At 65.3% G+C, this 18617-nt stretch carries 20 protein-coding genes and 1 riboswitch; of the genes, 9 read left to right on the top strand and 11 right to left on the bottom strand.

Going from position 1 to position 18617, the window contains the following annotated elements:
- Positions 1-13: 13 nt before the first annotated feature.
- The 11 genes from AC1Q64_RS01395 to AC1Q64_RS01345 form a co-directional block, all read right to left on the bottom strand.
- On the bottom strand, positions 14-1294 hold the full coding sequence (locus AC1Q64_RS01395) for a purine-cytosine permease family protein (RefSeq protein ID WP_492250194.1): 1281 nt from the start codon (positions 1292-1294) through the stop codon (positions 14-16).
- 69 nt (positions 1295-1363) lie between these two features.
- Positions 1364-1468: riboswitch (TPP riboswitch) on the bottom strand.
- A 51-nt stretch (positions 1469-1519) separates the two neighbouring features.
- Positions 1520-2563: an NAD(P)/FAD-dependent oxidoreductase gene (locus AC1Q64_RS01390; protein ID WP_492250193.1), complete on the bottom strand. Its 1044-nt coding sequence runs from the start codon at positions 2561-2563 to the stop codon at positions 1520-1522.
- A gap of 124 nt (positions 2564-2687) precedes the next feature.
- A complete protein-coding gene (fdxA, locus tag AC1Q64_RS01385; RefSeq protein WP_055393870.1) occupies positions 2688-3017 on the bottom strand; it encodes a ferredoxin FdxA in 330 nt (109 codons plus the stop codon).
- A 114-nt stretch (positions 3018-3131) separates the two neighbouring features.
- Positions 3132-4496: a sulfate adenylyltransferase subunit 1 gene (locus AC1Q64_RS01380; protein ID WP_492250192.1), complete on the bottom strand. Its 1365-nt coding sequence runs from the start codon at positions 4494-4496 to the stop codon at positions 3132-3134.
- Positions 4496-5464, bottom strand: coding sequence for a sulfate adenylyltransferase subunit CysD (cysD, locus tag AC1Q64_RS01375; RefSeq protein WP_291435024.1), 969 nt, complete (start codon positions 5462-5464; stop codon positions 4496-4498). The genes AC1Q64_RS01380 and cysD overlap by 1 nt, the downstream gene beginning before the upstream one ends.
- 15 nt (positions 5465-5479) lie before the next feature.
- Entirely contained in the window at positions 5480-6241 is a 762-nt protein-coding gene (locus AC1Q64_RS01370; protein ID WP_492250191.1) for a phosphoadenylyl-sulfate reductase, read from the bottom strand.
- Positions 6241-6624, bottom strand: a complete 384-nt coding sequence (locus AC1Q64_RS01365) for a DUF934 domain-containing protein (RefSeq protein ID WP_291435074.1) — start codon at positions 6622-6624, stop codon at positions 6241-6243. Before AC1Q64_RS01365 ends, AC1Q64_RS01370 begins: the two co-directional genes overlap by 1 nt.
- Positions 6625-6664: 40 nt before the next feature.
- Positions 6665-8449, bottom strand: a complete 1785-nt coding sequence (locus tag AC1Q64_RS01360) for a nitrite/sulfite reductase (RefSeq protein ID WP_492250190.1) — start codon at positions 8447-8449, stop codon at positions 6665-6667.
- A gap of 7 nt (positions 8450-8456) precedes the next feature.
- Positions 8457-9260, bottom strand: a complete 804-nt coding sequence (locus AC1Q64_RS01355; RefSeq protein ID WP_291435021.1) for a sulfite exporter TauE/SafE family protein — start codon at positions 9258-9260, stop codon at positions 8457-8459.
- A 136-nt stretch (positions 9261-9396) separates the two neighbouring features.
- Positions 9397-11358 carry a bifunctional tRNA (5-methylaminomethyl-2-thiouridine)(34)-methyltransferase MnmC2/FAD-dependent 5-carboxymethylaminomethyl-2-thiouridine(34) oxidoreductase MnmC1 gene (mnmC, locus tag AC1Q64_RS01350; RefSeq protein WP_492250189.1) on the bottom strand — a complete coding sequence of 654 codons (1962 nt, stop codon included), beginning with the start codon at positions 11356-11358 and terminating at the stop codon, positions 9397-9399.
- Between the two features lie 17 nt (positions 11359-11375).
- Positions 11376-11648 (bottom strand): oxidative damage protection protein, encoded by a 273-nt coding sequence (locus tag AC1Q64_RS01345; protein WP_010461281.1) that lies wholly within the window; start codon positions 11646-11648, stop codon positions 11376-11378.
- A gap of 166 nt (positions 11649-11814) precedes the next feature.
- Between AC1Q64_RS01345 and AC1Q64_RS01340 the strand changes: the two genes are divergently transcribed.
- The 9 genes from AC1Q64_RS01340 to AC1Q64_RS01300 all read left to right on the top strand — a co-directional run bounded on the left by AC1Q64_RS01340 (position 11815) and on the right by AC1Q64_RS01300 (position 18614).
- The gene (locus tag AC1Q64_RS01340; RefSeq protein WP_492250188.1) at positions 11815-12837 is read left to right on the top strand and encodes a sulfate ABC transporter substrate-binding protein; all 1023 of its coding nucleotides are present in this window, start codon (positions 11815-11817) and stop codon (positions 12835-12837) included.
- Between the two features lie 177 nt (positions 12838-13014).
- Positions 13015-13605, top strand: a complete 591-nt coding sequence (gene ssuE / locus AC1Q64_RS01335; RefSeq protein WP_146869620.1) for an NADPH-dependent FMN reductase — start codon at positions 13015-13017, stop codon at positions 13603-13605.
- A 138-nt stretch (positions 13606-13743) separates the two neighbouring features.
- On the top strand, positions 13744-13920 hold the full coding sequence (locus tag AC1Q64_RS01330) for a hypothetical protein (protein ID WP_156379578.1): 177 nt from the start codon (positions 13744-13746) through the stop codon (positions 13918-13920).
- A 58-nt stretch (positions 13921-13978) separates the two neighbouring features.
- The gene (locus AC1Q64_RS01325) at positions 13979-14950 is read left to right on the top strand and encodes a sulfonate ABC transporter substrate-binding protein (RefSeq protein ID WP_492250187.1); all 972 of its coding nucleotides are present in this window, start codon (positions 13979-13981) and stop codon (positions 14948-14950) included.
- 41 nt (positions 14951-14991) lie between these two features.
- Positions 14992-15132 carry a hypothetical protein gene (locus AC1Q64_RS01320; protein WP_165836556.1) on the top strand — a complete coding sequence of 47 codons (141 nt, stop codon included), beginning with the start codon at positions 14992-14994 and terminating at the stop codon, positions 15130-15132.
- Positions 15133-15178: 46 nt separating this feature from the next.
- Complete coding sequence (ssuD, locus tag AC1Q64_RS01315; protein WP_492250186.1) at positions 15179-16342, top strand: FMNH2-dependent alkanesulfonate monooxygenase; 1164 nt, start codon at positions 15179-15181, stop codon at positions 16340-16342.
- A 23-nt stretch (positions 16343-16365) separates the two neighbouring features.
- Positions 16366-16740: a VOC family protein gene (locus AC1Q64_RS01310; RefSeq protein ID WP_056744268.1), complete on the top strand. Its 375-nt coding sequence runs from the start codon at positions 16366-16368 to the stop codon at positions 16738-16740.
- The gene (gene ssuC / locus AC1Q64_RS01305) at positions 16737-17603 is read left to right on the top strand and encodes an aliphatic sulfonate ABC transporter permease SsuC (protein ID WP_492250185.1); all 867 of its coding nucleotides are present in this window, start codon (positions 16737-16739) and stop codon (positions 17601-17603) included. Before AC1Q64_RS01310 ends, ssuC begins: the two co-directional genes overlap by 4 nt.
- A gap of 48 nt (positions 17604-17651) precedes the next feature.
- Positions 17652-18614: an aliphatic sulfonate ABC transporter substrate-binding protein gene (locus tag AC1Q64_RS01300; RefSeq protein WP_492250184.1), complete on the top strand. Its 963-nt coding sequence runs from the start codon at positions 17652-17654 to the stop codon at positions 18612-18614.
- Positions 18615-18617: the final 3 nt, after the last annotated feature.

Genomic DNA, 18617 nt, shown 5'->3' with positions numbered 1-18617 from the left:
GTGTTTTGACAGTTCACCGGGCGCGAGGCCGTGTGGCCCATGCCAGCGCAAAGCTGAACACCAGCGCTGGCAGGGCAGATCCTGCATCGGGCAGCACCTTGGGCGCCAAGTGGTAGACCGCAATACCTGCCAGCCAGATCGCCACGGGTACACCGTTGATCTTGCGCGCCGTGGCCAGCAGCGCGGCAGCATCGGCGCCAAACGCCAGTCGGCCCAGGATCACGCCAAACAGTGGCACGAACACCGAGCTGAGCAGCAGCAAAAATGGCTCCAGGCTGTGCATGGGCAGCACAAGGGCCAGCCCCGTGCACAGCGCGGCCACCAGCAGGCCCCAGGCGCGCACGCCCCAGCGTGGCAACAGGCTGTGGGCCGACACGGCGCCCGAATAGGTGTCGCCATAGGCGTTGTCCACCTCGTCGATCAAGATCAGCGAGAGCGCGATCAGCCCGCCTTGCGCAAGCAGCAGCGCCTGCACCAAGTCCTTGCTGGGCAAGGTCAGCGCCACCAACACGCCCAGCGTGTAGCACCACATGTTGGCCAGCGCATAGCCCAGCCAGGTGCCACGCAATGCGGAGCCGCCATTCTTGCCATGGCGCGCGTAGTCGGCCACCAGGGGCAGCCACGAGATCGGCATGGCGATCACCAGGTCCAGCGCGGGCAGCACGCCCATGCCGCCTTCGCCCTTGCGCGTCCACAGGGCTTCAAAACCTTGCGTTTGTGCCAGCGACAAGAACTGCCACGACAGCCACAGCAGCGACAGCACCACCAGCGGCAGCGCCACGCGAGCAATCAGCTTGCGCACCAGCTGTACCATCGATCCGCTGATGAGCAGCATCACCACGCCGCCCCACAGCAGCGTGGCCAGCACGGGCCAGTGCGCGCCAGCCATGCTGCCCGACTGCTGGCCGATGGCCACCGTAGCGTCGCGCATCACCACCAGCTCGAACGTGCCCCAGCCCACCAGCTGCACGATGTTCAGGATGATGGGCAGGCTGGCAAATGTGCGGCCATAGACAGCATGCATCAGGCCCGCACTGGCCAGGCCGCTGTCGCAGCCCAGCTTGGCCACCCAGCCCAGAAGGCCCGCGCCCACGATGGAGCCCGCGACGATGGCAATCAGTGCCTTCTGGGTGCCCAGTGCAGGCATCAGGTAGGCGCCCACCTGCATGACCAGCAGGCCCACACCCAGGCTGAACCAGAGTGAGGCGTGGTCGTGCCACTGGAAGACACGGCGGTCAGGGGAGACAGGGGCCAGCGCTTCGTTGGTGGCGTGCGTGGCAGGCAATGAGGACATGAAATGGCTCCGTAAGCAGACACAGAGCAGGGGCCGCCCGCCGGTGCACCCTTACGTCTTCAGGGTCGTGCCGTTGCGGACTTGCTTCCCTGCGCGAGGATGATCTCAATCAGGTTCAAAGGGACTCTCTCAGTCGATGCTGGCAGACCAGTTTCGACACCCCTAGCGGTAGCACTTGCGAAAAGCAGTGCGCTGCGGATTGTAGTGGTGTGCCTGCGCGCCCGGTCAGGCCGCTGCGGCAGGCAGTACGCCCAGCAACTGGTGCAGGCGCGGGCTGGTGGTGGTGTACTGCAGCGCCACCTTATCGCCCTTGAGCGCCTCGGCCGCACCAAAGGCGGCCAGCGTGGCTTCGTGGAAGCCGCACAGGATGAGCTTGCGTTTGCCGGGGTAGGTGTTGATGTCGCCCACGGCGTATATGCCGGGCACGCTGGTGCGGAAGGCTTCCGTGTCCACCACCAGCTGTTTGCGGTCCATGGCCAAACCCCAGTCCGCAATGGGCCCGAGGCGCGGCGAAATGCCCAGCACAGCGACCAGCAGGTCCAGCGCCAGGGCGCGGCTGCTGCCATCGGCGTTCACCACCTGCAAGGCGCTCAGCCGGTTGCCGTCTGTCACGATGCCGGTGATCTGCGCTGCCTCCACGTGGATGCGCCCAGCGTCACGCAATTGCTGCAGGCGCTGCAGCAGGGTGTCGGGGGCCTGGAACACGTCGCGGCGGTGCAGCAGGCTGACGCGAGCGGCTTGTCCCTGTTCGGCCAGTTCCACGGCACGGGCCACAGCAGGCTCGTCCCCGCCGTGCACGACCACATGGCGCCCGGTCACATCTGCAGTGGTGGGCAGGGCCTGGTAGTGGACCTGGGTGCCCACAAAACGCTCAATGCCTTCCACCTTGAGCGTGCGCGGCACAAAGGCGCCTACGCCTGCGGCAATGAACACGCTGCGGGCCAGCAGTTGTGCTCCCTGCGAGGTTTCGATCAGCAGGCGCCCGTCGGCGTGTACCGTCAGTGCGGATACCAGCGTGTTCAGGTGCCACTGGGTCTTGAACGGCGTAATCTGCTTGAGCAGCAGGTCTGCCAGTTCCCGCCCGGTGCACACCGGGATGCCCGGAATGTCGTAGATGGGTTTGTCGCCGTACAGCTCGACGCACTGGCCGCCCGCATGGGGCAGGGCGTCGATGAGGTGGGCGGTGATGCCTTGCAGTCCCAGCTGGAAGACCTGGAACAGGCCCACGGGACCCGCGCCGATGACTACGGCGTCGGTTTCTTGAATCATGCCCAAGCCACGCGCGCAGCGCCCGAAACTGGCGCTGCCAAAGAACTGTGCCACCGTGGAACTGGCTTTGCCAGGCCACTGGTGGCGTCCCCCTTGGGGGATGGCGCGAAGCGACTCAGGGGGGTCACTTGACTAGTTCGTTGACCTTGCCCGGCTTGCCGTTCCATTCGTCGGCGTCGGGCAGCGCGGGCTTGCGCTTGGTGATGCTCTTCCAGCCGTCGGCAAAGGCCAGGTCGGCGTTGAGCTTGATGAAAGCAATCTGGTCGGCCGGCAGGTCTTCTTCGGCAAAGATGGCGTTGGCCGGGCATTCGGGGATGCAGACGGCGCAGTCGATGCATTCATCGGGGTCGATGACAAGCATGTTCGGGCCTTCGCGGAAGCAGTCCACGGGGCACACGTCCACACAATCGGTGTACTTGCACTTGATGCAGTTTTCGGAAACGACGTGGGTCATGACAGGAGTTGTGTGGGTCGGTGAAAACCCTCGATTTTAGAAGCTTTCACCGGCCTTGGGGGAGAGGGCCCCTCTCTCAGGAGGGGTGTCAGGGCGTTCAGGTGTTGATGGGGATCAGTTCACAAGCACGGCACCGGCCGTTTTGTGGCTAGCGGTGTCCACCAGAATCAGAGATCCCAGGACGCGGGCCTGGCTGAATGCTGCGGCGGGAATCGCTTCTTGCAGCAGCAGGTCCACATGGCCAATGGCGTTGGGGTCGAGTTGCGTGGCGGCCTCTTCGGCCAGCGTGTTGATGTTGAGCTTGTGCACCACGGCCTTGACCTTGGCCTTGACCCAGCGGTGGCCGTGCAGCGCCCAGTACACGCGGCCAGCCACCAGGGGCTCGTCGTCCATCCAGGCCACGGTGGTGCGCAGCTCGCGGCTGGCAGGCCATGCGGGCACGCTGGCGGGCGTGTCGAAGTCGTCCTCGGCGGGGGCAGCGACAGCAGGCGCGGCCAGGATCCAGTCGCCACGCGAGACATCCACCTCGCGGTCCAGGATGATGCCGGCGCTGGTGCCGGCGGGCACGTCCTTGGGGCGACGGGCGTGGTCCAGCACTTGCGCCACGGTGGCCAGTTGGCCGCTGGGGAAGATCTGCACCGCCGTGCCGGGCGCAAAACTGCCCGCAGCCACGCGGCCCCAGAACACACGGCGGCCTTGCGAGGTGTCGGAGGACGACGAGAACTTCTCGACCCACTGCACCGGGAAGGCCGGTGCCAGCGCTGTGTCTGCGGGGGTGTTGGGCAGTGCTTCCAGCACCTGCAGCAGCGTGGGGCCGTCATAGCCGCACCAGCCCGCGTGGGCGTCCACCACGTTCCAACCCTTGAGGGCGGACACGGGCACCGTGGCGCGCACGGTGATGCCGGCCGCCTGGACGAACGACTGCAGCGCGCCCTGGATGTGCTTCCAGGCCAGCGCGGGGTCTTCCACCGCGTCGAGCTTGTTCACGGCAAACACCAGCGAATGCACACGCAGCAAATGGGCCAGCAGGCTGTGGCGGCGCGTCTGCGGCAGCAATGCGAGGCCGGGGTTCTTCCAGTCGAGCTTGGTCGCATCGACCAGCACCACGGCGGCGTCGGCGCTGCTGGCGGCAGTCACCATGTTGCGGGTGTACTGCTCATGGCCGGGCGCGTCGCCGATGATGAACTTGCGCTCCTCGGTGGCGAAGTAGCGGTAGGCCACGTCGATGGTGATGCCCTGTTCGCGCTCGGCGCTCAGGCCGTCGGTCAGCAGGGCCAGGTCGGTCTCGCCCTGGCGCTGCACCCCGGCCAGGTGGTCTTGCAGCACGGCCTTGCTGTCCACCAGCAGGCGGCCGATCAGCGTGCTCTTGCCGTCATCGACGGAACCGCAAGTGATGAACTTGAGGGCGGAGATATGGTCATTTTGGCTGGTAGCGCTAGTGTTATTTGCGCCAGTTGCTATTGAATTGATAGCGGTCATCAGAAATACCCGTCCTTCTTGCGCTTCTCCATCGAAGCATCCGATGTCTTGTCGTCCATGCGGGTGGCGCCGCGCTCGCTCACGTCGGCGGCCAAGGTCTCGATGACGATCTCGGCCGGGGTGGCGGCGGTGCTCTCCACCGGTGCGGTACACGTGATGTCGCCCACGGTGCGAAAGCGCACATCGCGCGTTTCCACCACGTCGCCGTCGCGCGGCGGGGTCAGCTCGGTGACGGGCATCAGCAAGCCCTTGCGGTCCACCACCTGGCGCTTGTGCGTGTAGTAAATGCTGGGCAGGGCGATCTGCTCGCGGTCGATGTACTGCCACACATCGAGTTCGGTCCAGTTGCTGATGGGGAACACGCGGAAGTGTTCGCCGGGCTGCAGGCGGGTGTTGAACAGCGTCCACAGCTCAGGCCGCTGGGCCTTGGGCTGCCATTGGCCAAAGCTGTCGCGGTGGCTGAAGATGCGCTCTTTGGCGCGGGCTTTTTCTTCGTCGCGGCGGGCGCCGCCGATCAGGGCGTCAAAGCGGAATTCTTCAATCGCTTCGAGCAGCGTGACGGACTGGTGCACATTGCGTGATTCGCCGGGGTGGGCCAGGCGCACGGTGCCGCGTGCCATCGAATCCTCGACGCTACGGACGATGAGTTCGGCGCCCAGTTCCTTTGCCCGGAAGTCGCGGAAGTCCGTGACCTCGGGGAAGTTGTGGCCCGTGTCGATCATGAGCAGCGGGTAGGGAATGCCGCCGCCGCTGGCCTTGGAGCCAAAGGCTTTTTCGGCGCACTTGAGCATGACGAGTGAATCCTTGCCGCCCGAAAACAGCAGCGCGGGGCGTTCAAAGGCGGCAGCGACTTCGCGCAGGATGAAGATGGTTTCTTCCTCCAGGGCGTCGAGGTGCGAATTGTTCAGGTGATAGCTCATGTCGTCGGTTTTCTTCTCAAGCAGCGTGGCGTCGGTGCGGGCATTCATGGCGTTTCTCGGCAGTCAATTCTTGGCGTGCAGTCCGCACTCTTTTGCCGTTTCGTCTTCCCACCACCAACGGCCCGAACGGAATTCCTCGCCCAGGCTGATGGCCCGTGTGCAGGGTGCGCAGCCAATGCTGGGGAAGAACTGGTCGTGCAGCGGGTTGTAGTCCACGCCGTTGGTGGCGATGTAGTGCCACACGTCGCCCCAGGTCCAGTTGGACAGCGGGTTGAACTTGGTCAGGCCCTTGGTGGCGACCTCTGTTGTATCGATCAGGGGCACGTCGGCGCGTGCGTTGGATTGCTCGCGGCGCAGGCCGGTGATCCATGCGCTCTTACCCTCCAGGGCGCGGGCCAGGGGCTCCATCTTGCGGATGCCGCAGCATGCCTTGCGCAGGTCAATGCTTTGGTACATCGCGTCCTGGCCATTGGTGCGGATGAAGTGGATCACCACCTCGGCTTCGGGGCGGTACACCTTGACGGGCGCGCGGGAAAAGGCCTGGGTACGTTCCAGCAGGGCCAGCGTTTCGGTGTGCAGCGCGCCGGTTTCCAGCACGAAGATCGGAATGTCGAGCTGCAGCGTATTGATGAGGTGGGTGATGACCACATCCTCGGCACCCAGGCTGGATGCCTGGGTCACGGCATCAGTGCCCAGCGCTGCCGCCTGGCGCAGGAGCGCCTGGGTTTCCGCCAGTTTGGCGTCGAACGTGGCGCTGGCGCGGGCGTGTACCTCGGTGGCCTTGGCGGGTGCGCCGCGAGAGAACAGGCTGGAGCTGCTGGACATCATGCGGCCTTTGCAAAATGGGGCTGCGGCTGCACCGCGTCGCCCTGGTAGAAGCCTGGGAACAGTGCGAACTGGCGCTGCGCATCGGCAGCGTCCACGCCTTCGCGCAGCACGGCCGAGCTGAAGCCCGTGCGCTGCATCTGCACCAGTTGGTCAATCAGCACGTCGCCGGTGGCGCGGATCTCGCCCGCAAAACCACGGCGGCGGCGCAGCAGGAAGGCCTGGCTGAACGCGCGGCCGTCGGTGAAGTTGGGGAAGTGCAGATCCACACGGTCCACGCCATCGAGCGGCAGGGCCAGCGCATCGGCATCGTTGGGCAGGGCCACGGCGCGGGCGTCGCCATCGGCAGGCGGCTGGTGGTCTTGGGCGGCGATTAGTTTCAACATCATGTCTGTGGGGCTGTGCTGTACGACGCTGCGGGGCTCAGGCTGCAGCGGTTTCTGGTTCTTTGTGGCGTGCCTGCTTGGCGGCTTCCTTGAACGGGTCGAGGCCAGTCCGGCGCACGGTGTTCTGGAAGGTCTCGCCGCTTTCGCGCAGGTCGCGGTAGGTGCCAAGCACGGCCTCAATCACATCCGGCACTTCGGCCGCCGAGAACGAGGGGCCTATCACCTTGCCGGCCACGGCTGCGCCCGACAGGTCAGAGCCGTCGGAACCGCCCAGCGTGACCTGGTACCACTCCTTGCCATCCTTATCGACGCCCAGGATGCCGATGTGGCCGCTGTGGTGGTGGCCGCAGCTGTTGATGCAGCCGCTGATGTGCAGGTCGATCTCGCCGATGTCGTCCAGCTCGTCCAGGTCTTGATAACGCTGGGTGATGGCCTCGGCAATCGGCAGCGAGCGGGCATTGGCCAGCGCGCAGAAGTCGCCGCCGGGGCAGGCGATCATGTCGGTCAGCAGCTGCACGTTGGCGCTGGCCAGGCCCAGGGCCTTGGCTTCTTGCCACAGGTCAAACAGGCGGCTGGCGTGCACCCAAGGCAGCAGCACGTTCTGGTCGTGCGTCACGCGGGCTTCGCCGGCGGAATATTTGTCCACCAGGTCGGCCAGTGCGATCAGTTGCTCGCTGGTGGCGTCGCCGGGTGATTGGCCGGGGCGCTTGAACGATAGCGTCACGGCGCGCAGCTGCGGGTTCTGGTGCGGGTGCACATTGCGCTTGAGCCAGCGGCCAAACATCACATGCTCTGCCGCCTGTGCGTCCAGAGATGCCTGCAAGGCTGCGGGGGCCACGTCGGCAATGTCGGCCAGCTTGGGGGGCACAAAGCAGGCAGCCACGCGGTCGAACTCGGCCTGCGGGATGGTGTGGGGGCCGCCGTCGATCTCCAAAATCTGCCGGTATTCGGCTTCCACATCGTCGATGTACTGCTGGCCTTCGGACTTCACCAGAATCTTGATGCGGGCCTTGTACTTGTTGTCGCGGCGGCCGTGCTCGTTGTACACGCGCACGATGGCCTCGATGTAATTCATGATCTGGTTCCACGGCAGGAACTCGCGGATCACGGTGCCGATCACCGGCGTGCGGCCCATGCCACCGCCCACGAACACCTTGAAGCCGATCTCACCCTTGTCGTTCTTGACCAGGTGCAGGCCCACGTCATGCCAGCCCGTGGCTGCGCGGTCGTCCTTGGCGCCGGTGATGGCGATCTTGAACTTGCGGGGCAAGAACGCGAACTCGGGGTGCAGCGTGGACCATTGACGGATCAGCTCCGCATAGGGGCGGGGGTCCACGATCTCGTCCACGGCGATGCCCGCCAGGGCGTCGGTGGTGGTGTTGCGGATGCAGTTGCCGCTGGTCTGGATGCCGTGCAGGTTGACGCTGGCGAGCAGGTCCATCACGTCGGCGCTCTTGGACAGCGGAATCCAGTTGAACTGCACATTGGTGCGGGTGGTGAAGTGGGCGCAGTTCTTGGGCAGGAACGTGGTGCCCAGCTTGCCCTGTCCTTCCATGGCGGCCTTGAAGACGGCGGCTTCGGGCTCGTCGTATTCGCGGGCAATCTGCGCCAGCACGCGCAGCTGGCGGCTGGCGATCTCGCCATAAGGCACTGCCACGCGCAGCATGGGCGCGTAGCGCTGCACGTACCAGCCGTTTTGCAGGCGCAAGGGGCGGAAGTCGTCTTCGCTCAGCTTGCCCGTCTGCCAGCGCGTGAGCTGGTCACGGAACTGCGCGGCGCGCTGTTTCACGAACTGGGTGTCGAAAGCGGTGTATTGATACATAAGAGGCTCAGATCAGAATCAGTTTGAAGCCTGCCCAGGCCAGCAGAATGGACAAGGCGGAGCGAATCAGGCGCTCAGGCGTGCGGGTGACCAGGCGCGAGCCCAGCCAGATGCCCGGCAACGAGCCAGCCAGCAATTGTGCAAGCAAAGGCCAGTCCACCGAACCCAGCGACGCATGACCCAAACCTGCCACCAAGGTCAAAGGCACGGCGTAGGCAATGTCGGCACCGATGATGCGCGGCAGCGGCAGCATGGGGTACACCAGCAGCAGCACCGTAACGCCGATGGCGCCTGCACCGACGGATGTGAAGGTGACCAGCGTGCCGATCACGGCGCCCAGCAGCACCGGCAGGCTCCAGTGGCGGGGGCGGGTGGGGTCTCCAGTGTGGCTTTTGCGGGCAGCGGCTTCGGCCGCTTGGCGCTGGGCAGAAAACGCCACCACCTTGTAAAGCGTGGCCGCCGCCGTGAGCAGCAAGGCAAAGCCCAGCGTGGTGGTCATGATGGCCTGCGCCGTGCCGCTGGCGGGCCCCAGGACTTTCAGCGCCCACAGCGCGAGCAGCGCCGCCGGAATGCTGCCGGCGCACAACTGTCCCACTACCTTCCAGGGCACCAGCCGTTGGCGGGCCAGGCTCACGGTGCCGCCCATTTTGGTGAAAGCCGCGAACAGCAGGTCGGTGCCGACCGCCATGTGGGGCTTGATGCCGAAGAAGAAGATCAGGATCGGCGTCATGAGCGAGCCGCCGCCCACACCAGTCAGGCCCACGATGAGCCCGACGGCAAAGCCCGCAAAAACAAACGCCAATTCATGCATGGCGGCGAATGTAGAGGGGCTTCTTATGGATCCAAACTATTGTTTTGCTCTGCCAATATGCTTATTTGTTTATAAGCAAGGTTTGGCGCGGGCTGGCGGGGTGGCCGCCGCTGGCCACCCATTTGCCAAGATGGCGTTACGGCAGGCGCTCGGTGCCCAGCGCCTTGGCCAGCCTCGCGTCCAGCGGCAGGGGCTCGCCTTGCAGGCGGGCGGCCAGCAATTCACCGCACAACAGCGCCAGCGTCAGGCCCCGCGCGCCCATGGCGGTGTTGACCCACAGCCCGGGCAGGTGTGCCGGGTCCACGGGGCCCACGATGGGTAGGCGGTCGGGGGCGGTGCAGCGCACGGCGGCCCAGGTGTGCAGAGCGGAGGGCTCGTCGGGGGCGGGCTGAGGCGCCGACACGGCCAGCGCCTGGGTGAACAAAGGCTCCAGCTGGGGCGCGATGCCGGGCAGCAGGCCCTGCAGTTTGGCCCAGTTGGTGGCATGGGCGGTGTGGATGTCGGTAGTGCTGGGCGGCAGGGCCTGCACATCGCGCTCGAACGTCGAGCCCATCACCCAGCCTTGATCCCCGTCGGCTTGATCGTCCATGGGAAAACGGGGGACCAGGTTGCCGTTGCCGTTGGCCGGGAACGGAATCAATGACAGCAGCGGTGTTGCCGGGTCGGCATGCACGCCCCACGACACCTGGCCGCGCACGGGCTGCAGGGGCCAGCGGTGGTTCAGCAGTGCGAGGCTACCTGCGCCTGCTGCAATGACCACGGTGGGTGCCTCGGCCAGCACCTGGCCGTGGGCATCGAGCGCCTGCCAGGTATTGATGGCCGGGCTGTGTGCCGTGGCGGGTGTCTCCACGCGCCGCAGCTGGGCCACGGCGCAATTCCCCTGCCATTGAATACCGGGCTGGCCAAGCAGGGCCCTGGCCAGGCGCGCCGGGCGCACCCAGCCCGCCTGGTGGTGCCAGCAGGCGGTTGCGTCGGGCGGTAACTGGGCAGCGGCCAGGGCATCGGGGGACGCAGACTCGCTCCAGGCGGCACCCGGCCCTTGTGTCCAATCGGGCGACAGGCCGGGGCTGCCGTCAGTGCGGTGCTCCAGCACGCCGCAATGCGCCCAGTCCACCCCCTCGTTCAGCAACCAGCGGGCCTGCTCCAGCGTAGTGCGGATGCCGCTGCGCGACAGGCGCGACAGCACACTGTCGTCGGGCGACACATGGGGGGCAAACACACCGGCAGGCAGGGCCGATGCACCCGCAGCGGGCTGGGCGGCCTGGTCCAGCACCATCACCCGCCAGCCTCGCCGCGCCAGGCTGGCGGCGGCGGCTGCGCCCGCAATGCCGCCACCGATCACGATGCAGGGGCCGGGCGGAGAGGGTTCCGGTGTCGCCCCGGACTGGCGCGGGGTGCGGGGCTCCCAGCGCGGGTTGAAGGTGGCATGCAGGTTGTCTCGCTTGGGCGGCACGCCGGGCACGCGGGTCACTTCAAAACCGCATTGCGCCAGCGCATCGCGCACGGCGCGTGCGATGGTCCAGGTGGCGAGTTGCGTACCGCGACGGCAAGAGCGCGCCACGGCCTTCAGGGTGTTCAGGTCCCAGCTTTCGGGGTTGCGCTGGGGGCTGAAGCCGTCGAGGTAGATGGAATCCACCGTCAGGTTCTGCTGGCGCAGCATGGCCTGGGTGTCGCCCACATACAGGGTGAGCAGCACCCGGCCTTCATCAAAACGCAGGCGGTGCACGCCCGGCAGCAGGCCCCACCACTGGCGGTGCAATGCTTCAGCCAGCGGCGCCAGATCGGGGTGGACCGATGTGGCGCGCAGCAGGTCGGCTGCACTCACGGGCCAGGCTTCGGTCGATACGAAGTGCAGCAGCGTGGGGCGCTCTGGGTCGGCCCGCCAGGCGGCCCAGGTCACCAGGAAATTCAGGCCAAAGCCAAACCCGGTTTCCAGAATGCGCCACTGCGATTGGCCTGCCCAGGCCTCGGGCAGGCCACAGCCGTGCAGAAACACCCGGCGGGCCTGGTCGAGGCCGCCGTTTTCGCTGTGGTAGCGGTCGCCGAAGCGGGGGCTGTAGGGGGTGCCGTCCGGCAGCCAGTCAACAGGCTCGGACATGGAGAGAGAAAAAGGGGTCAGGCGCTGGGGGGCACGTAACCGGCCGCAGCGTCTGCGCCACCGCCAAAAAAGTGATTCTCCATCTGCCGCGCCAGGTACTGGCGGGCGCGCGCATCGGCCAGGTTCAGGCGGTTTTCATTGACCAGCATGGTTTGGTGCTTGAGCCAGCCGGCCCAGGCTTCTTTGCTCACGCTTTCCCAGATGCGTTTGCCCAGTTCGCCGGGGTAGGGCGGAAAGTCGAGGCCTTCGGCTTCCTTGCCGAGCTTGATGCATTGAACGGTGCGTGCCATGGGTATTCCTTTTGGTGGAGCAGCGAAAAGGCCGAAATTGCCTTCGCTCAGATGATTTGGATATTAAGAACTGAAATCTCAGTAGTTCCAGTTTTGAAGAGGGCCTTCCAGAATGCGTTCCATCGGTGTTTTGCACCGCAACACATTCACAAAAAGAGGCCCTTCCATGAACTTTCGCCGCGACTTTATCAAGTTTCCCTTCGCCGCTGCCCTGGTGGGCAGTTTGGCCCTGACGGCATTGCCGTCGTTTGCACAGTCTGTGACGCTGCTCAATGTGTCGTACGACCCGACCCGCGAGCTGTACGTGGAGTTCAACCAGGCCTTCGCCAAGCACTGGAAGGCCAAGACCGGCCAGGACGTGACCATCAAGCAAAGCCATGGCGGCTCGGGCAAGCAGGCCCGATCCATCATTGACGGGCTGGACGCCGATGTAGCCACCCTGGCCCTGGCGGGCGACACCGATGCGCTGCACACCAACGGAGGCTGGATCCCGAAAGACTGGCAAAAGCGCCTGCCGCACAACAGCTCCCCCTACACCTCCACCATCGTGCTGGTGGTGCGCCAGGGCAACCCCAAGGGCATCAAGGACTGGGACGACCTGGTGCGCCCCGATGTGAAGGTGATCACGCCCAACCCCAAGACCTCGGGCGGCGCCCGCTGGAACTACCTGGCAGCGTGGGAATTCGCCAAGCGCAAGTACGGTGGCGACGCCAAGGCCAAGGACTTCGTGGCCAAGCTGTACGGCAACGTGCCCGTGCTCGACACCGGCGCACGCGGCTCCACCATCACGTTTGCGCAGCGCAACCAGGGTGATGTGCTCATCGCCTGGGAGAACGAGGCCTATTTGCTCGAAAAAGAGTTCGGCACCAAGTTCGACGTGATTGCGCCCTCGATCTCCATCCTGGCCGAGCCCGCCGTGTCGGTGGTGGACAAGAACGTGGACAAAAAGGGCACCCGCGCCGTGGCAGAGGCCTATCTGCAGTACCTGTACACCGAAGAAGGCCAGGACATTGCGGGCAAAAATTTCTACCGCCCGGCCGTGTCCGACAAAGCCAAGGTCAAGTACGCCAAGCAGTTCCCCAAGCTGAACCTGTTCACCATCAACGACGCGTTCGGTGGCTGGGACAAGGCTGCCAAGGACCATTTTGCGGACAACGCGAGTTTCGATCAGATCTACACGCGCAAGTAAGCAGGCCCAATCGCCCCGAAGGTGGCTCGGGCGATGCTCCAGCCACCATGGAAGAACCCTGGCCCCAACGGGCCGGGCGGGGCGTTGTTTGTCCTTTTTATAAGAAAAACAGGCTCAAGCGCTAGTCCGTCATGCGCTGGTAGCTATCAAAACAGTAGTAATAAAGGAACCAACACCATGTCCGCCTTGCTCATCGCTGGCAGCCCTTCAGAGCGCTCCCGCTCCGCCGCCTTGCTCGACGCCGTGGCCCAGCGCCTGTCGGTGCGCGGCGCGCTGGTGGATCGCATCCATATCCGCGACCTGTCGCCCCAGGCGCTGTTGCTGGCCGATTTTGGCCATCCCACCGTGGTGAAGGCGATTGACCAAGTGGCAGATGCCAGCGTGCTGGTGGTGGCTACGCCCGTCTACAAGGCGGCGTACAGCGGTGTGCTCAAGGTGTTTCTGGATTTGTTGCCGCAGACAGCACTCAAGGGCAAGACCGTGCTGCCCCTGGCCACGGGCGGCAGCCCGCACCACATGCTGGCGCTGGACTACGCGCTGCGCCCCGTGCTGCAGTCGCTGGGTGCCAAGAGCATCCTGCCCGGCATCTATGCCACCGACGCCCAGGTCACGCTGACGCCCGAGGGCACCTACCACGTGCAGGCCGACATTGCCGCCCGGCTGGATGACGCGGTGAACGTGCTGGTCACCGAAACCCTTCGCCCATCGCCCGCCCAGGCCACACGGTTCGCGCCGGTGCATTTCTCGCAAGTGCGATGTAGCGTCTGACGGACCACGCGCCTGCGGCCCTGGCCGCAGGTGCCCACGTTCCGCCCGCCTTCGTCCTTTCCATTGTTTTCCTGGTAATGCCCGCTGAGCGCAGGCAGGGCGGGCTGTTGCCTGCTTGTACAAAAAAAGGTGCTGTTCATGTCCGGTGACGCAATCCCTCTGTCCGCACAGCCACAGGCTCCATCGGTCCTCGAAGACCGTCCCCTGGGTTTGCGCGACGCCCTGCGCTGGCTGGGTGTTGCCTTGCTGGTGGTGGCTTCGCTCGTGGTCATCGGTGCCTTCTTGCTCATGCCGGTGGTGCCTGTCGCGGGCTGAATTCCCGCAGTTTTGGCCTCTTTTTGCCGCCCCATTTTTCTAGAAACAAAGCATCACCATGACGACACAATTCTCTCTTCATCGCCGCCAGGCGCTGCTCACCGGTCTGGCCGCCGCCGCTCTCGGCGTCACGGGGGCCCCGGCCCTTGCACAAACGACTGCGCCCGGCCGCATGCTGCGCGTGGGCCACCAAAAAGGCTGGCTTTCCATCCTCAAGGGCCGTGGCACGCTCGAAAAGCGACTGGCCCCGCTGGGCGTGAAGGTCACCTGGACCGAGTTCAATGCTGGCCCCGTGCAACTGGAAGCGCTCAACGTCGGCTCCATCGACTTTGGCGATGTGGGCGAAGCCCCGCCCATCTTCGCCCAGGCCGCTGGCGCGCCGCTGGTCTACGCTGGCGCCACGGTGCCGCGCCCCGCGCTGGAGGCCGTGATCGTGCCCAAGGACTCCCCGATCCGCAGCGTGGCCGACCTCAAGGGCAAGCGCGTGGCCTACAACAAGGGCTCCAACGTGCAGTATTTCCTGGTCAAGCTGCTGGAGAAGAACGGCCTGAAATACGGCGACGTGCAGTCTGTCTTCCTGGCCCCAGCCGACGCGCGCGCCGCGTTTGAAAAGGGCGCAGTCGATGCCTGGATCATCTGGGACCCGTTCCTCGCTGCCGCCCAGAAGACGCTGGATGCCCGCTTGCTGGCCGACGCCACGGGTGTGGTCAACAACCGCGCCTATTACTTCACCTCGCGCGACTTCGCGACCAAGAACACCGATGTGTTGCGCATTGCGATCGAAGAGGTCAACGCGATTGACACCTGGGCGTCCAAGAACAAGGCGGCTGCAGCCGCAGAGCTCTCTGCCGTTCTGGGGCTGGACAAGTCCATCACCGAGCTGTACCTGAACCGCGCGCAGTTCGGCACCGCCCCGGTCACGCGCGAGATCCTGGCCGAGCAGCAAGGCATTGCCGACACCTTCTTCGACCTGAAGCTGATCCCCAAAAAGCTCAACCTGCTGCACGCCGCGCCGGTCGATCTGCTGTAACCCCACCACCCAGACCACAAACACGTTCCAAGGAGCTTGCCATGCCTGCGCCCATGCCTTTCCCGTTGCACGCCCAGCTGCGACGCGTTCTGTGCGTCACGGCCACCGCCTGGGGGCTGAACGGTCAGCAGCGGCGCGCGGTCTTGCGCCCGCCCCAGTTCGGCTTTGCCATCTCCTACTGATTTCGTCCGGACCTCGCTGAGATCCCGTTTTGAAAAGACCTGTCCCATGCAAATCTTCTGGTTCATTCCCACCCACGGCGACAGCCGCTACCTTGGCACCGCCAAAGGCGCTCGCCAGCTCAGCCATGACTATCTCCAGCAGGTGGCGGTTGCCGCTGACAGCCTGGGCTACGAGGGCGTTCTGATCCCCACCGGCCGCTCCTGCGAAGACCCGTGGGTGGTTGCGTCCAGCCTGCTTGCCGTGACCAAGAAGCTCAAGTTCCTGGTGGCGGTGCGCCCCGGCCTGCACCAGCCCGCACTGGCTGCACGCATGGCGGCCACGTTCGACCGGCTCTCGGGCGGGCGACTGCTCATCAACCTGGTGACCGGGGGCGACCAGGCCGAGCTGGAGGGCGACGGCGTGTTTCTGGACCACGCCACGCGCTACGAGCAGTCGGCCGAGTTCATCCGCATCTGGCGCGAAATCCTCACGCGCAGCCACCAGGGCGAAAGCCTCGACTACGAGGGCAAGAACCTCACGGTGAAGGGCGCAAAGCTGCTGTTTCCGCCCCTGCAGCAGCCCCACCCGCCGGTGTACTTCGGAGGCTCGTCAGATGCTGCCCACGACCTGGCGGCCGAGCAGGTGGAGACCTACCTGACCTGGGGTGAACCACCCGCCGAAGTGGCCAAGAAGGTGGCCGACGTGCGCGCCCGCGCTGCAAAGCGGGGCCGCACGGTCAAGTTTGGCATCCGCCTGCACGTCATCGTGCGCGAAACCGAAGACCAGGCCTGGGCCGCTGCAGAAGAACTCATCAGCCATGTGGATGACGTGACCGTGGCACGTGCCCAGGCGGTGTTCTCGCGCATGGATTCCGAAGGCCAGCGCCGCATGGCACAGCTGCATGCGGGTGGCGTCAAGCGCAGCCGCGCCGACCTGGAGATCAGCCCCAACTTGTGGGCTGGTGTGGGCCTGGTGCGTGGTGGTGCGGGCACGGCGCTGGTGGGTGACCCGGAAACGGTGGCGGCGCGCATCGAGGAATACGCGGCGCTGGGGCTGGACACCTTCGTGCTCTCGGGCTACCCGCACCTGGAAGAGGCTTACCGGTTTGCCGAGCTGGTGTTCCCGCTGCTGCCCGTGGGTGTGCGCGAGAAGCTCTCCGGAGGCAACCCGCTGGGTCCGTTTGGCGAGACCGTGGCCAATGACTTTGTGCCGCGTGCATCTCAAAGCTGAATCTGCACAGCAGGAGACATGCCATGAGCATCCAGTCCATCAACCATGTGCAACTGGCCTTTCCGGCTGGGGCCGAGGCGCCCATCCGGCGCTTTTACGCCAGCCTGCTGGGCCTGCCCGAGGTGCGCCTGCAGGCCGGTAACACGCTGCGGTTTGCTGCGGGCACCCAGCGCATCGATCTGGTGCCTACCGAGCACTGGCAACCGGCGCCTGCGGTGTCGCACCTGGCCTTCGAGGTGCAGGACCTGCCCGCGCTGCGCCACCGCCTGCTGCAGGCCGAGCTGCCGCTGGTGGAAAACCGCGCGCTGCCCGGCTACCTGCGCTTTTACGTCAAGGACCCGGCGGGTAACCAGCTGGAGTTCCTGGAGCCCGATAACGAACAGGACATCACACCATGACACAGACCACCCGAGAGCTGCAGATATCGCCTGTGGCGGACTCCGTCGATCTCCCGCTCGAAGGGCCTTTGCTCCCAGCGTCGCTGGTCCGCTTTTTGGCCAGCGTGGCGCAGCGTCTGCTGCCCTGGGCCGTGCCTGTAGGGCTCATCGTGTTGTGGCAGATCGCCTCTTCTTCGGGCTGGCTGTCCACCCGCGTGTTGCCTGCGCCGCTGGAGGTGGTGAAGGCAGCCTGGACGTTGACCCTGTCCGGCGAGCTGTGGACCCACGTCAAGGTCAGCGCAGGCCGGGCGCTGGCGGGTCTGGCCATCGGGGGCGGCCTGGGATTGCTGCTGGGCCTGCTCACCGGCTCGGTCAAGCTGTTCGAGACGCTGCTCGACTCCACCATCCAGATGGTGCGCAACATCCCTGCGCTGGCGCTGATTCCGCTGGTGATTTTGTGGTTCGGCATCGACGAGTCGGCCAAGCTGTTCCTCATCAGTGTGTCGGTGTTCTTCCCGATCTATCTCAACACCTTCCACGGCATCCGCAATGTGGACCCGGGCTTGATTGAGATGGGCCGCACCTACGGCCTGGGGCGCTGGCAGTTGTACCGCCAGATCATTCTGCCCGGCGCCTTGTCGAGCATCCTGGTGGGACTGCGCTTCTCGCTCGGCCTGATGTGGGTGATCCTCATCGTGGCAGAGACCATTTCGGCACAGGCGGGTATTGGCTACCTCACGATGAATGCGCGTGAGTTCCTGCAGACCGACATCGTGCTCGTGGGCATCCTGCTGTACGCGTTGCTGGGCAAGCTGGCTGACGTGTTTGCCAAGGGGCTGGAGCGCTACTGGTTGCGTTGGCACCCCGGCTACCAGACGGCTTGAGCTGTGGGGCCCTGACTCCGACATTCCTACAACGCATTCATCACGACCATGACCCTTCCTTCCCTGATTCATCGGCGCACCGTGCTCGGTGCCCTTGCGGCCCTGTCCAGCGGTCTGGCTGCGGCGCAAGGCAAGCCCGAGACCCTGCGCATTGGTTTGCAGAAATCATCCACGCTCACCACCATCCTGCGAACACGGGGCACGCTGGAGCAATTGCTGGCACCGCTGAACGTCAAGGTCTCGTGGCACGAGTTCACCAGTGGCCTGCCTTTGCTCGAAGCCCTGAACCTGGGCAACATCGATGTCAGTGCCGACGTAGCCGACACCGTGCCCGTCTTCGCCCAGGCGGCTGGCGCCAACCTGACCTTCGTGGCGCAGGAATCGCCATCGCCCGCCGCCCAGGCCATCGTGGTGCGTGCCGATTCACCCATCAAGACCGTGGCCGACCTCAAGGGCAAGAAGATCGGCTTTGCCAAGGCGGCGGGCGTGCACTTCTTGCTGATTGCAGCGCTGGAGAAGTCCGGCCTGACGTTCAAGGACATCGAGCCCGCCTACCTCACGCCGGCCGACGGCCGCGCAGCCTTCGAGCGCGGCGCCATCGACGCCTGGGTGGTTTGGGATCCGTTCCTGGCCGCCGTGCAAAAGCAGTCGGCGGTACGGGTGCTGGCCGACGGGCGTGATCTGGCGTCTTACCAGCGCTATTACCTGGCCGGGACTCCCTATGCCAAGGCCCGACCCGATGTACTCGGTGTGTTCTTCCACGAGCTGCAGAAGGCGGGTGCCTGGGTGAAGCAAAGTCCCAAGGACGCTGCTGCGCTGCTGGCACCGGTGTGGGGGCTGGATGCGAGCGTGATCGAGCTGGCCAATAGCCGCCGCAGCTATGAGGTGCGCGCCGTGGTGCCCACGTCCCTTGCCGAGCAACAGCGCATTGCGGATGCCTTTTTGGCCGAAAAGCTGTTGCCCAGGCGCGTGAATGCCCTCGATGTGCCTCTCTTCAAACCCGGAGCCTGACGC

The organism is Acidovorax sp. GW835-FHT14G06, assembly GCF_058793595.1.
This window is presented reverse-complemented; position numbering and strand designations above follow the sequence as displayed.